General features: G+C 63.4%; 11 protein-coding genes. 2 read left to right on the forward strand and 9 right to left on the reverse strand.

The features are described from left to right. Positions 1 to 3 precede the first annotated feature (3 nt). From NLY42_RS13320 to NLY42_RS13360, 9 genes are all read right to left on the reverse strand, one after another. Entirely contained in the window at positions 4 to 1,119 is a 1,116-nt protein-coding gene (locus NLY42_RS13320; RefSeq protein WP_023671180.1) for an ABC transporter ATP-binding protein, read from the reverse strand. A gap of 20 nt (positions 1,120 to 1,139) precedes the next feature. Then, positions 1,140 to 2,099 carry a carbohydrate ABC transporter permease gene (locus NLY42_RS13325; RefSeq protein ID WP_023755037.1) on the reverse strand — a complete coding sequence of 320 codons (960 nt, stop codon included), beginning with the start codon at positions 2,097 to 2,099 and terminating at the stop codon, positions 1,140 to 1,142. Beyond that, positions 2,096 to 3,046, reverse strand: coding sequence for a carbohydrate ABC transporter permease (locus tag NLY42_RS13330; protein WP_023671182.1), 951 nt, complete (start codon positions 3,044 to 3,046; stop codon positions 2,096 to 2,098). The genes NLY42_RS13325 and NLY42_RS13330 overlap by 4 nt, the downstream gene beginning before the upstream one ends. A gap of 255 nt (positions 3,047 to 3,301) precedes the next feature. Then, a complete protein-coding gene (locus NLY42_RS13335) occupies positions 3,302 to 4,555 on the reverse strand; it encodes an ABC transporter substrate-binding protein (RefSeq protein ID WP_027049809.1) in 1,254 nt (417 codons plus the stop codon). Between the two features lie 58 nt (positions 4,556 to 4,613). Next, positions 4,614 to 6,125 (reverse strand): aldehyde dehydrogenase family protein, encoded by a 1,512-nt coding sequence (locus tag NLY42_RS13340; protein WP_023755036.1) that lies wholly within the window; start codon positions 6,123 to 6,125, stop codon positions 4,614 to 4,616. 10 nt (positions 6,126 to 6,135) lie between these two features. Continuing rightward, positions 6,136 to 6,912, reverse strand: coding sequence for an enoyl-CoA hydratase/isomerase family protein (locus tag NLY42_RS13345; protein ID WP_023755035.1), 777 nt, complete (start codon positions 6,910 to 6,912; stop codon positions 6,136 to 6,138). Then, complete coding sequence (locus tag NLY42_RS13350) at positions 6,905 to 8,455, reverse strand: acyl CoA:acetate/3-ketoacid CoA transferase (RefSeq protein ID WP_502882208.1); 1,551 nt, start codon at positions 8,453 to 8,455, stop codon at positions 6,905 to 6,907. The genes NLY42_RS13345 and NLY42_RS13350 overlap by 8 nt, the downstream gene beginning before the upstream one ends. Positions 8,456 to 8,502: 47 nt before the next feature. Continuing rightward, entirely contained in the window at positions 8,503 to 9,513 is a 1,011-nt protein-coding gene (locus NLY42_RS13355; protein WP_023755033.1) for a Gfo/Idh/MocA family protein, read from the reverse strand. Continuing rightward, positions 9,510 to 10,568, reverse strand: a complete 1,059-nt coding sequence (locus NLY42_RS13360; protein WP_023755032.1) for a LacI family DNA-binding transcriptional regulator — start codon at positions 10,566 to 10,568, stop codon at positions 9,510 to 9,512. Before NLY42_RS13360 ends, NLY42_RS13355 begins: the two co-directional genes overlap by 4 nt. A 229-nt stretch (positions 10,569 to 10,797) precedes the next feature. On the opposite strand from NLY42_RS13360, the gene NLY42_RS13365 reads away from it, so the two are divergent. Together NLY42_RS13365 and gmd are read left to right on the forward strand one after the other, a co-directional pair. Next, a complete protein-coding gene (locus NLY42_RS13365; RefSeq protein WP_023755031.1) occupies positions 10,798 to 11,952 on the forward strand; it encodes a dihydrodipicolinate synthase family protein in 1,155 nt (384 codons plus the stop codon). A 104-nt stretch (positions 11,953 to 12,056) separates the two neighbouring features. Further along, positions 12,057 to 13,127, forward strand: a complete 1,071-nt coding sequence (gene gmd, locus NLY42_RS13370) for a GDP-mannose 4,6-dehydratase (RefSeq protein WP_023755030.1) — start codon at positions 12,057 to 12,059, stop codon at positions 13,125 to 13,127. Positions 13,128 to 13,134 lie beyond the last annotated feature (7 nt).

Below are 13,134 nucleotides of genomic sequence, written 5' to 3' on the forward strand. Positions count from 1 at the left end.
CGATCAGCGGATGCGGTGTTCGGTCGCCGGATCGAAGAACACGGCCTTGGTCAGGTTGAAGGCGAGCGGCGTGCTGGTGCCCGGCTGGATGTTGGCGTCGGCCCGCAACCGCGCCACCACGCCCTTGCCGCCGAGGTTGGTCACCGCGAACGTGTCGGACCCTGCCGGCTCGACCACTTCGATGTGCAGGTCGGCAGTGGCAATGTTGGAGGCGTTGCGTTCCGCACCTTCCGGATCGGTCAGCGCTTCCGGGCGCACGCCGAAGATGATCGGCTTGCCCTGGAATGCCGAAAGACCCGCCGGCGCGTTGGCCATCGGCAGCGTGATCGGCTCGCGCGCCTCGCGCTCCAACACGACGGACAGCGCATTGCCCGACGTGGCAATGGTCGCCGGGATCAGGTTCATCGCTGGCGAACCCATGAAGTCGGCGACGAACAAATTGGTCGGGTTGTTGTAGATCTCGGCCGGGGTGCCGAACTGCTGCACCTCGCCGTCGCGCATGACGGCGATCTTGGTAGCCAGCGTCATCGCCTCGATCTGGTCGTGGGTGACGTAGACGATGGTTGTGCCGGTGGTGGCATGCAGGCGCTTGATCTCGATGCGCATGTCAACGCGCAATTTGGCGTCGAGGTTGGACAAAGGCTCGTCGAACAGGAACAGCTTGGGGTCGCGCACCAGCGCCCGGCCCATGGCGACGCGCTGGCGCTGGCCGCCGGAAAGCTGGCTCGGCTTGCGCTGCAGGAGGTGGCCGATCTGCAGGACCTTGGCCACCTTGTCGATCGCCTTTTGGCGTTCGTCGGCCGGCACGCCGCGCATCTCCATGCCGAAGGAGATGTTTCCGGCCACCGTCATGTTCGGATAGAGCGCATAGCTCTGGAACACCATGGCGATGTCGCGCTTGGATGGGTGCAGATCGTTGATGGCGCGGCCGTCGACGCGGATTTCGCCCTCGGTGATCTGCTCCAGGCCGGCAATCGTGTTGAGCAAGGTGGACTTGCCGCAGCCGGACGGGCCGACCAGCACCAGGAAGCCGCCCTTTTCGAGCTCGACATCGATGCCCTTCAGGATCTCGACATTCCCGAAGCGCTTCTTCAGCCCATCAATTTCCAGAAAAGCCATGGTCGTTCCTTCCGAATTGATCAGCCCTTGACCGCGCCAGCCATCAGCCCGCGCACGAAATAGCGGCCGGCGACGACATAGACGATCAGGGTGGGCAGAGCCGCGATCATCGCGGCCGCCATGTTGACGTTGTATTCGACGACGCCGGTCGAGGTGTTGACGACGTTGTTGAGCGCCACCGTCATCGGCATGGAGTCGCCTGTGCCGGCGTAAGCCGAAGCGAACAGGAAGTCGTTCCAGATGTTGGTGAACTGGTAGATGACGGTGACGACGAAGATCGGCATCGAGTTCGGCAGCATGATGCGGCGGAAGATCTGGAAGAAGGAGGCGCCGTCGACCTGTGCGGCCTTGATCAGCTCGTTCGGGAATGCCTCGTAATAGTTGCGGAAAAACAGTGTGGTGAAGCCGATGCCGTAGACGACATGGACGAAGACCAGGTTGACCGTCGGATTGCCGAGACCGAAACTCGTACCCGTCGCATTCTGCAGCTTCACGCCGAAACGTCCCAGGCTGCCGAGGATGGTCGCCATCGGCAGCAGCACCGACTGGAACGGAATGAAGCAGGCAAACAGCATCAGCCCGAACACCAGCGTGGCGCCGCGAAAACGCCATTTGGTCAAGACGTAGCCGTTGAGCGCGCCGAGCATGGTCGAGATCAGTACGGCTGGAGCCACCATCTTGATCGAGTTCCAGAAATAGCCCTTGATGCCGGCGCAGGTGAGGCCGACGCAGGTCTCGCCCCAGGCCTTCAGCCACGGGTCGAAGGTCGGCGCCGTGGGCAACGCCAGCATGTTGCCGTTCTGGATCTCGTCCATGGTCTTGAACGAGGTCACCAGCATGACGAACAGCGGCATCAGATAGAACAGCGCAAACAGCGCCAGAAGCCCGTAGATGACGATGCGGTTGAGGGTCTTGGTGCTGATGCCGCCGGAGGCCTGCCGGGAAGCAGCGGGGCGGGCAGGGGTGGCGACAGCGCTCATCGCGGCTTCTCCCGCAGTTCGGAATAGAGATAGGGCACGATGATGGCGACGATGGTCATCAGCATGATCACGGCACTGGCCGAGCCGACGGCCATTTCGTTGCGCTTGAAGGTGTACTCATACATGAAGTTGGACGGCAGCCAGGCCGAGCCACCGGGGCCGCCGCTGGTCAGCGCCACCACGAGATCGTAGGACTTGATGGCAAGGTGCGCGAGCACGATGAAGGCCGACAGGAAGATTGGCCGCAGCAGCGGAATGACGATGCGGCGGTAGAGCTGGAAGGTGGTGGCACCGTCGATCTGCGCCGCCTTCATGATCTCGCCGTCAATGCCACGCAGGCCGGCCAGGAACATCGCCATGATGAAGCCGGAGGCCTGCCAGACGCCGGCAATGACCACCGTGTAGATGACGAAATCCTTGTTCTTGATCCAGTCGAAATGGAAGCTCGTCCAGCCCCACTGATGCAAGGTCTGCTCAAGACCGAGGCCGGGGTCGAGGAACCATTTCCAGGCGACGCCGGTGACGATGAAGGACAGCGCCATCGGGTAGAGATAGATCGGCCGCAACACGCCTTCGCCGCGAATCTTCTGGTCGAGCAGGATGGCCAGGAACAGGCCGAGCGCCAGGCAGATGGCGATGTAGAGAAAGCCAAAAATGCCCATATTGACGATCGACGTGTACCAGCTCGATGGCGGGTCGGAGTCGAACGTCCAGCCCCACAGCCGTAGATACGCGCGTGGTCCGGTAATGACATAGGACGGGAAGGTCTTGGAATTGGTGAAGGACAGATAGACTGTCCACAGGATGAAGCCATAGACGAAGACGATGGTGATGGCGAAGCTCGGCGCCAGCACGATCTTCGGCAGCGCGTCCTGCAGTCGCGCGCGCACGGAGGGGCGAGACCGCTCGGGTGTCAGCTTGATCTGGGTCGTCGCTACACTGCTCATGAGGCTCCTCCCGTTCGGGTCGTCCGAGCTCTGCCGTCAGGCGGCAAGGCGGCCCCGTGCATACGGGTCTCTGGTCGGCATGGTGTTCAAGAGTGCTTTCACCGTTTCACGGAAACGGCGAACCTCTCTAACTCTTTCTTTTACGCAATTCCGGCCGGAAAACCGCTCACACTTTTCCTGGAATTGCGCCAGCTGGCCAATCCTTAGGTGACACCTTCCCCGCCGAAGCGGGGAAGGTGTATTTCTGGCCAGCGCTTACTTGGCGTCGTCGATTGCCTTGACCAGTTCGGTCACGGCTTCGTCCGAGGTCTTGATCTGACCGTGGACGAACTTCGAAACGACGTCCTTGTAGGCATTGGCGACCGCCGGAGGCGCGCCATAGCCCTGGGCAAGCGAGCCGAACAGTGTGCCGCCTTCGTTGGCAGCCTTCAGGTCGGCGATGCCCTTCTTGCCGCACGCGTCGAAGTCGGTGTCCGGAACGTCGGTACGGGCGGGAACCGAACCCTTGACGACGTTGAAGGCCGACTGGAAGCTCTTCGACAGGGTGGCGGTGGCCAACGCGACCTGGGCGGCCTTGCGGTCGTCCGGAACGTTGAACATGCCGAACATGTCGGAGTTGTAGACCACCGAGCCTTCCGTGCCCGGGAAGCGATAGCACAGGAAGTCGGTGCCCGGCGTTTTCTTGGCGGCGTTGAACTCGCCCTTGGCCCAGTCACCCATCACCTGCACCAGGGCATCGCCCTTGATGACCATGGCGGTGGCAAGGTTCCAGTCGCGGCCCGAGAAGTTCGGGTCGACATAGGTGACGAGCTTGGCGAGGTTATCGAACGACTTCTTCATCGTGTCCGACTTGAGGGACTCGTCGTCGAGGTCGTTGAAGGCCTTCTTGTAGAACTCAGGTCCGCCGGTCGACAGCACAACCGAGTCGAACATGGTGGCTTCCTGCCAGTTCTGGCCGCCAAGGGCGAGCGGAATGACGCCAGCCGCCTTGGCTTTGTCGAGCAGGGCGACGAAGTCGTCGAAGGTCTTTGGCTCGGTGCCGCCGATCTTGTCCATCACCGCCTTGTTGATCCACAGCCAGTTGACGGAGTGGACGTTGACTGGAGCAGCGACCCACTTGCCGTCATAGACGGAGAACTTCTGCAGGGCTGCCGGAACCGACTTGTCCCAGCCTTCCTTCTTCGCCGTCTCGGTCAGGTCGCCCATGACGCCGGCCGCCGCATAGTCGAGCACGGTGTAGCCGAGCATCTGCGACGCGGTCGGGTAATTGCCGGCCGCGACCATCGCCTTCAGCGCAGTCATGGCGGCGTCGCCGCCACCACCGGCCACCGGCACGTCCTTCCAGGCATAGCCTTCCTTGGCAAGGTCGCCCTTGAGGACGTTGAGAGCAGCCGCTTCGCCGCCCGACGTCCACCAATGCAGCATCTGCACTTCCTTGACGTCCTCGGCATGGGCCGAGAAAGCAAAGGCCGTCGCCAGAGCCGTTCCGATAAGCAGTTTGCGCAACATGTTCTACCTCCCTTGTTGCATTACACGACCGGTGGAAGCCCACCGGGTTCTTCCAAACTCAGCCGACCCACCAACCGGTGCGCTGGCCGCGATGAAACTGGATTGTCTTTTCCTCGGTATAATCCTCGACAGCGCGTTTGCCGAGTTCGCGTCCGATGCCGGACTGCTTGTAGCCCCCGAATGGCAACTCGGGAAAGCCTTCCATGAATGTGTTCACCCAAACGGTCCCCGAACGCACACCACGCGCCACCGACATACAAGTGTCGATGCTGGCGCTCCACACCCCTGCCGACAGACCATAGGGCGTGTTGTTGGCGATGTGCAATGCCTTTTCAATCGATCCAAAAGTCAGCACGGTGAGCACCGGGCCGAACACTTCCTCGCGCGCAATAGCCATGTCTTCGGTAACGCCGCGGATGATGGTCGGATCGAGATACTGGCCGGCATTGGACGCCAGCTGGCCGCCACCGCAATAGACATTGCTGCCGTCTTTTGCTGCCGCCACGACGTAATCCGCCACCTTGGTCAGATGGTCGGCGGAAATCATCGCGCCAACCTTGGTTCGGTCGTCGAGTGGGTCGCCGACCGTTACCTTGGCGGTCAGGGCCTTGACAGTGGAGAGGAAATCGTCGGCGATGGCTTCATGCACGATCAGCCGGCTGCCGGCATTGCAGCATTCGCCGGCGTTGAAGAAGCCGCCGAACACTGCTGCGTCAGCGGCCGCCTCGAGATCGGCATCGGGGAAGACGATCTGGCCGTTCTTGCCGCCGAGCTCCATCGAGACTTTCTTCAGCGACTGCGCGGCGGAAGCCATGGTCATCTTGCCGACGCGGGTAGAGCCGGTGAACGACACCATCTCGACCAGCGGATGGCTGACCATCGGCCCCCCGACATCGGCGCCGAGGCCGGCCAGGATGTTGACGACGCCCGCGGGCAGGCCGGCCTGCATCAGGATGTCGCCGAGCACGAAGGTCGAGGCCGAGGTCATTTCGCTCGGCTTGACCACCGCGGTGCAGCCGGCGGCGAGCGCGAAGGGCAGTTTCTGGCTGACGATCAGGAACGGGAAATTCCACGGGGTGATGATCGAGACGACGCCGATCGGCTCGCGCAGCACCACGCCCAGCATGGCGTCGCCGAGATTGGCGTAACTCTCGCCGTGCAGCGTGCGGGCGAGCGAGGCGGCATAGCGCCAGATGTCGACGGCGCCGCCGATCTCGCCGCGCGCCTGGGCGATCGGCTTGCCGGATTCCAGCGCATCGAGGCGGGCGATGTCTTCGAGCTGGGCCTCGATCAGGTCAGCCGTCTTGAGCAAGATCGCGGCGCGCTCGGCCGCCTTCGTGCGCGGCCACGGGCCGGTCTCGAATGCCTTGTGCGCGGCCTGCATGGCCGCCTCCACCTCGGCCTCGCCGGCCTGCGCATAGCGCGAAACGGTGAAGCCATGGCCGGGGCTGTTGCGCGCAATCGTGCGGCCGTCACGGGCATCGACATGCTTGCCGTCGATCAGGAGCTTGTAAGCCTTCGGCGCCTTGGACGCCTCGGCCGGCATGGAAATGTTGAGCGGTGCGTTCATCATGCTTTCTCTAGGATCTTGAAAAGGCCGGCTTCTGCTTGGCCTTGAAGGCGCTCACGCCGGCTTTGACGTCGCCGGTCAGCGCAACGAAGCCGCTCGCGAGCGCCTCGGTGGCGGCCGCACTTTCCTCGCCTTCGGCGACTGCGATCATCAGCTTGGCGGCTTCGGTTGCGAGCGGCCCGCGCCCGGCGATTTTTTCGGCCCAAGTCCTGGCCTCTGCCAGCGCCTGGCCGGTCTCGACCACGCGGTCAACGACGCCGAGGGCAAGCGCGTCGGAGGCGGCAAAGAGCTCGCCGCCGAGTGCCATGCGGCGCACGATCTGGGCCCCAAAGCGGCGCACGGCGCGCTGCGTGCCGGACCAACCGGGGACGACGCCGATCGATGTCTCGGGAAAGCCGAGCTTCACCTGCGTTTCGGCGACACGGAAGTCGCAGGCGACCGCCAGCTCCAGCCCGCCACCCAGCGCATGGCCGGAAAGCACCGCGATGGTCGGCTGCCGCAGCCGCGCCAGTCGGTCGAAGACACGGTGGCCGTAGCGCACCCATTGCACCTGAAAGTCGGCAGCGCTCATTTGTGCCCAGGCTTCGACGTCGCCGCCGGCGCAAAAGCCTTTGCCTTCGCCGCGGATCAGCACGACGCGCACGCCTTCAGCCATTTCGGCTTCGTCGAGCGCTGTCTCGAGCGCGCGCAGCATCGGAATGTCCAGCGCGTTGAACTTCTCCGGCCGGCGCAGCGTGACGATGCCGATGGCGCCGTCCTGCTCGAAGGTGACGAGGCGCTCAGCCATGCGCGCCTCCGAGCGAAGCGCCACCATTCAGCGACAGGCCGATCGGCCGGTCCTGATAGAGAGCCGCCGGCGTGACCTTGAGATCGTTGGCGATGCCGAGCGGAATCTCTGACTGCGCCAGCACATCGCGTTCGAGGTCGATGCCGGGCGCCAGTTCCGTCACCATCAGACCGTCCGGCGTCAGCTTCATCACGCAGCGCTCGGTGACGTAGGTGATGTCCTGCCCTTGCGCGACGGCGCGCTTGCCGGAGAAGGAGATGTGTTCGACCTCGTTGACCACCTTCTTGACCTTGCCTTCTGCATCGATGCGGATGCCGCCATCGGCGAGCGACAGTTTTGCGCCGGCATTGAAGAAGCCGGAGAAGACGATCTTTTTCGCCCGTGCCGTGATGTCGACAAAGCCGCCGGCCCCGGCGGTGACATGTGGCCGGGCCGAGAGTTTCGACACGTTGACGGAGCCATGGCGGTCGATCTGCAAGAAGGAGAGCAGCGAGGCATCGAAGCCGCCGGCCTGGAAATAGATGAACTGGTGCGGCGAGGGCATGATCGCCTCGGCATTGGAAGCGCAGCCGAACTTGAAGTCGAGCAGCGGCACGCCGCCGACGGCGCCCTGCTCGATCACCCAGGTGACTTTGCCGTGCTGGCCTTCCTCGAGAAGGATACGCGGCACGTTTGCCGAGATGCCGAAGCCGATATTGACCGCCATGCCGTCGCGCAATTCCATGGCGACGCGGCGCGCGATTACTTTCTGGACGTTCATCTCAGCGTTGCGGAAGCTGGACAACGGCCGGAAGATCTCGCCCGAAATCGCCGGGTCGTAAGGCGTCAACGTCGTCTGCAACTGGTCCGGCGCCACCACGATGTGGTCGACCAGGACGCCGGGCACGCGCACGTCATGCGGCTTCAGCGTGCCGTTCTCGACGACGCGCTTGACCTGCGCAATGACGATGCCGCCATTGTTGCGGGCGGCGAGCGCCTGTTCGAGGCCGCCCAAATAGGCGCCTTCATGCTCGTAAGTGAGGTTGCCGCGCTCGTCGGCGGTGGTGGCGCGGATGATCGAAACGTTGGGCACGATCGAGCGGAAATAGAGCCATTCCTCGCCGTCGAACTGCTGCACCGAGACGATCGGCTCGCTTGCCGCCGCGTTCATGGCGCAGCCCTGGTGGCGCGGGTCGGCAAAAGTGTCGAGGCCGACCTTGGTCAGCACGCCCGGCCGCTTGGCGGCGGCCTCGCGGTGCATGTCGAACAGGATGCCGGAGGGCACGTTGTAGGCGGCGACCGAATTGTCGCCGATCATCTTCCATATCTGCGGCGGCTCGGACGAGGAGGGGCCTGAGGGATAGGAGCCGCAGAGCGTGCGCTTCAACAAGCCGGGCTTGGCCAGATGGTCGATGCCCTTGATGCCATACATGTCGCCGGCGGCGATCGGATGCAGCGTGGTGATGTCTTTCGGATGGCCTTCGGCGTCGAAGCGCTCGCCGATGGCAGCCAGGACGGCGTCAGGGCAGCCAAGGCCGCTCGACGACGAGACGGAGACGGTCATGCCGTCCGTGATGAGGCTTGCTGCTTCAGCGGCGGAGACGAGCTTGCTCACACAACACCTTTCGGATCGATAGTGACGGCCTTGCCGGACTTTGCCGACTGCAACGCTGCTTCGGCTGAGGCCAGCGACCAGACGCCGTCCTCGCCGGTGGCGGAGGGCTGGCCTTCTCCACGCATGGCGGCATGGAACTGGCGCAGCGACCTGGCGTAGAGGTCTTCTCGGTCGAAGCTCAGTTCTTCCTCGCCTTTGGCGGTGCGTAGCAGCACCGAGCCGACTGGCTTCTGCGTCATCACATTTTTTGCGATCAGCGAACCTTCGGAACCATGCACCTCAAAGCCGGTATCGGCGAACTTGGTTGTGAAGCCTTCATGCGACTGGGCAATCAAACCGGACCTGAAGCGCCAGATGCACATGGCACCGTCTTCCAGCCCGCTGCCGGCCATGCCGGCCGACTGGGTGAAGGCCGAAATCTCGATCGGGTCGTCGCCGAGCACGAAGCGCAGCGTGTCGGCATCGTGCACGGTGATGTCGAGCACCACGCCGCCGCCGGCTTCCGGTCTGGTGATGCGCCAGCCCTGCAGGTTCTCCGGCAGATAGACGGCATGGAACACACGCGCGGCAATCGGCTTGCCGATGCGGCCGGCTGATATGGCGTCGCGCATGGCGTGGTGGGCGCCGGCATTGCGCAGATGATGGTTGGTGCCAAGCACCACGCCGGCTTCCTTGGCGGCGGCGACCATCGTGCGCGCATCAGTGCTGTTCAGCGCCAGCGGCTTTTCGCACAGAACATGCTTTCCCGCCTTTATCGCGGCCAGCGCCTGTTCGAGATGCAGTTCATTGGTGGTCGAGATGTAGACGACGTCGATGTCGGCGCCGAGCAAATCGTCAAGCGTCGAGACGGCGAGAGGAATGTTGTTTTCTGCGGCATAGGTCTTGGCGCGCTCCGGGTTGGAGCTCATCACCGCTGATATCTCGCCATCCTTTTGTGCGCGGATGGCGTTGATCATGAACTGTTTGGCGATCGTGCTGGCGCCGATCAGTCCCCATCTGACGCTCATGCCGCGTCTCCCATTCCTGCTGATGTGTTCTGGGCGCGGCGACCGGGACCGCAGCTGTCCCTGACGACCAGATTGACGGCGCCGATATGGTCCTCGGCATGCGTGGTGCGCGACTGGATCATCTTCAGCATGACGTGGGCGGCGCGTTCACCGAGGCCGGGTGTGTCGACCGAGACGCTGGTCAGCGCCGGCATATAATGCCCGGCCTCGACCACGTCGTCGAAGCCGACGACGGCAAAGTCCGCGCCGGGCTCCAGCCCGCGCTTGCGCAGCGCCAGCATGACGCCGAAGGCGACGGCATCGTTGAAGCACAGTGCCGCCGTCGGCGGCTCGGCCATGGCAAGGGCGGTTTCCAGGCACGCGATGCCGCCCCTGCGGCTGGTCTCGCCTTCGACGACAAGCACGTCGCGCCTGGCAATGCCCAATGTTTCGCAAGCTTCACGAAAACCGCCCAGGCGCTCCTGATAGACGACCAGGTCGGAGGTGCCGCCGAAGAAGGCCAGCCGGCGATGGCCCTTGCCGATCAGATGGGCGGCGGCGAGATACGCGCCGCGATGGTTGTCAGGAGCGATCACCGGGATGCGGCTGTCCGGCAGGCGGCGCATGGCGAAGACGACCGGCACGCCCGCCATCTCGAGGCGACGGAAGGCGCCCGGCGTGGTGCCGCGTGCCGGTGACACGATCAGGCCTGCGACGCCCTGTTCCATCAGCGACTTCAGCACTTCTTCCTGGCGCACCGGGTTCTCCGCCGTGTTGGCGATGAAGGGCACGATGCCGGCCGACTGGAAGACGCGCTCCATGCCGACCGCCAGCTCGGCGAAAAAGGGGTTGGTGAGATCGTTGATGACCATGCCGATGACGTTGGAATGGGCTTTGCGCAGATTGGCGGCGCCGCGGTTGTAGACATATCCGACATCCTCGATCGCCTTGCGAACCTTGACCGCGGTTTCAGGCCGGATCAGCCCTGAGCCTTGCAGCACAAGCGACACCGTCGATTTGGACACGCCAGCCTCGCGGGCGATGTCCAGGATCGTTGCCTTGGCCCGGCTGGCCATGTCGGTGGTTTCCTCCGCCTGAATGAGAAAATCTATTGGAACGTTCTAATCACTCTGCCAAACGAGAGTCAATCGGGATTCTTGCGGAGATCGAAAAGGTGATGAATGTGGTTCCTAGCAAGGACTCTTAGCCTTCTTCAACGTTTGGCCCAGTTCAATCGCCGGAATCATAAAGTTCCTTGATTTATTGGAACGTTCCATTTATAGGGTGCCGAAAACGGAGGTTGCCATGGATATCACCCTGCCTACGCAGAATGGCGGCCGCGTCAGCTACAAGCTCGCGGGCAGTCCGGTCGAGCCCGTAATCGGTGCAGTTTTCCCGCGCATCGCCTATGCCGCGGCCCATGTCGTCGCCGACCCTTTCGCGATGACCGACCCCTGGTCGAAGCCTGCGGTCGACTGGGACAAGACGATGGCGTTTCGGCATCATTTGTGGCGGCTTGGCTTCCGCATCGCCGAGGCGATGGACACCTCGCAGCGCGGCATGGGTTTCGACTGGGCGAATGCGCAGGAATTGATCCGGCGCTCGATCGCCGAGGCGCGCAGCGTCGAAGGCGCAGACCTCGCCTCGGGCGCCGGCACCGATCATCTGGCGCCGGCCAATTCGAGATCACTCGAAGATGTGATCGCCGCCTATGAGGAGCAGTTCGCTTTCATTGAAGGCGAGGGCGGCAAGGCGATCATGATGGCCAGCCGGGCGCTGGCAGCGGTCGCAAAGGGTCCGGACGACTATATCAGGGTCTACGATCGCATCCTCAGCCAGGCATCCGGCAAGGTCATCCTGCACTGGCTGGGCGACATGTTCGATCCTGCACTGAAAGGTTATTGGGGCAGCGGCAATTTCGAGGCCGCGCTCGACACCGTCGTCGCCATCATCGAGCGTCATGCCGGCAAGGTCGAGGGGATAAAGATTTCCCTGCTCCATGCCGGCAAGGAAGTTGCCTTGCGCAACCGGTTGCCGGAAGGCGTCGTCATGTTCACCGGCGACGATTTCAACTATCCCGAACTGATTGCCGGCGACGGGAAGCGGCACTCGCACGCCTTGCTCGGCATATTCGACGCCATCGCGCCGGTCGCCAGTGCGGCGCTCGCGAAACTGGCTGACGGCGACCGCGCCGGCTTTGACGCGCTGATGGCGCCGACAGTGCCGTTGTCGCGCAAGATCTTCGAGGCGCCGACGGAGTATTACAAGGCCGGCATCGTCTTCATTGCCTGGCTCAACGGCCATCAGGACCATTTCGCCATGGTCGGCGGCATGCAGTCGGCGCGCGGCATCCTGCACTATGCCGACATCTTCCGCCTTGCCGACCAGGCAGGGTTGCTCGCCGATCCCGAGCTTGCGCTGGCCAGGATGAAGCATTTCTGCGCGGTTGCAGGTGCCTGAGAACGACACAATCGCTGGCTGAAACCTGTCCCCCGTATGGGGGATTTGCGTTCTCGCGCCAAATCTGTATTCGGTTGCCGGGATTGGATGCGGACGGAGCGGCAATGACGGAAAAAGTGGCGCTCATCACCGGGGTTACCGGGCAGGACGGGGCCTATCTCGCAGAATTGCTTCTGCAGAAGGGCTATATTGTCCATGGCGTCAAACGCCGCTCGTCCTCGTTCAACACCGAGCGCGTTGACGACATCTATGTCGATCCGCACGAGCGCGGTGCGCGTTTCTTCCTGCATTATGGCGACCTGACCGACGCGACCAACCTTATTCGCCTGGTGCAGGAGACACAGCCCGGTGAGATCTACAATCTCGGCGCCCAGAGTCATGTCCAGGTGAGTTTCGAGACGCCGGAATACACCGGCAATGCCGATGCGCTGGGAACACTCAGGCTGCTCGAGGCGATCCGCATCCTGCGCCTGGAGAAGTCGGTGCGCTTCTATCAGGCATCGACGTCGGAGCTTTACGGCAAGGCGCGCGAGGTCCCGCAAAGCGAGGCGACGCCCTTCCATCCGCGCTCGCCCTATGCCGCGGCCAAGCTTTACGCCTACTGGATCACGGTCAACTACCGCGAGGCTTACGGCATGTTCGCCGCCAACGGAATCCTGTTCAACCACGAAAGCCCGACACGCGGCGAAACCTTCGTCACCCGCAAGATCACGCGGGCCGTCGCCTCGATCCATCACGGCCTTCAGGCCACGCTCTATCTCGGCAATCTCGACGCCAGGCGTGACTGGGGCCATGCGCGCGACTATGTGGAGGGCATGTGGCGCATTCTGCAGCACAGCGAAGCCGACGATTTCGTGCTGGCGACCGGTGAGGCGCATTCGGTGCGCGAATTCGTCGAACTGGCTTTTGCCGAGACCGGGCGCACCATCCGCTGGCAAGGCGAGGGTGTCGATGAAGTCGGTGTCGATGCCGGTTCGGGCACTGTCCTGGTGCGCATCGATCCGCGCTATTTCCGGCCGACCGAGGTCGACCTGCTGCTCGGCGACTCCGCCAAGGCCAAAGCCAGGCTGGGGTGGTCGCACACGACCGGCTTCAGGGATCTGGTGGCGGAAATGGTGCAGGCCGATCTGGCGCGCACCGCCGGCGGCACGCGGCAGAACAGCCGTTCTGCGTGAGGCAGGC

The organism is Mesorhizobium sp. C372A, assembly GCF_030323245.1.
Classification (GTDB): Bacteria; Pseudomonadota; Alphaproteobacteria; order Rhizobiales; family Rhizobiaceae; genus Mesorhizobium.

Coding starts and splice junctions, on each gene's coding strand:
- NLY42_RS13325 (WP_023755037.1), bottom strand. CDS start 2,099: ATGAGCGCTGTCGCCACCCCTGCCCGCCCCGCTGCTTCCCGGCAGGCC.
- NLY42_RS13355 (WP_023755033.1), bottom strand. CDS start 9,513: ATGAGCGTCAGATGGGGACTGATCGGCGCCAGCACGATCGCCAAACAG.
- NLY42_RS13360 (WP_023755032.1), bottom strand. CDS start 10,568: ATGGCCAGCCGGGCCAAGGCAACGATCCTGGACATCGCCCGCGAGGCT.
- NLY42_RS13330 (WP_023671182.1), bottom strand. CDS start 3,046: ATGAGCAGTGTAGCGACGACCCAGATCAAGCTGACACCCGAGCGGTCT.
- NLY42_RS13320 (WP_023671180.1), bottom strand. CDS start 1,119: ATGGCTTTTCTGGAAATTGATGGGCTGAAGAAGCGCTTCGGGAATGTC.
- gmd (WP_023755030.1), top strand. CDS start 12,057: ATGACGGAAAAAGTGGCGCTCATCACCGGGGTTACCGGGCAGGACGGG.
- NLY42_RS13365 (WP_023755031.1), top strand. CDS start 10,798: ATGGATATCACCCTGCCTACGCAGAATGGCGGCCGCGTCAGCTACAAG.
- NLY42_RS13350 (WP_502882208.1), bottom strand. CDS start 8,455: ATGACCGTCTCCGTCTCGTCGTCGAGCGGCCTTGGCTGCCCTGACGCC.
- NLY42_RS13335 (WP_027049809.1), bottom strand. CDS start 4,555: ATGTTGCGCAAACTGCTTATCGGAACGGCTCTGGCGACGGCCTTTGCT.
- NLY42_RS13340 (WP_023755036.1), bottom strand. CDS start 6,125: ATGAACGCACCGCTCAACATTTCCATGCCGGCCGAGGCGTCCAAGGCG.
- NLY42_RS13345 (WP_023755035.1), bottom strand. CDS start 6,912: ATGGCTGAGCGCCTCGTCACCTTCGAGCAGGACGGCGCCATCGGCATC.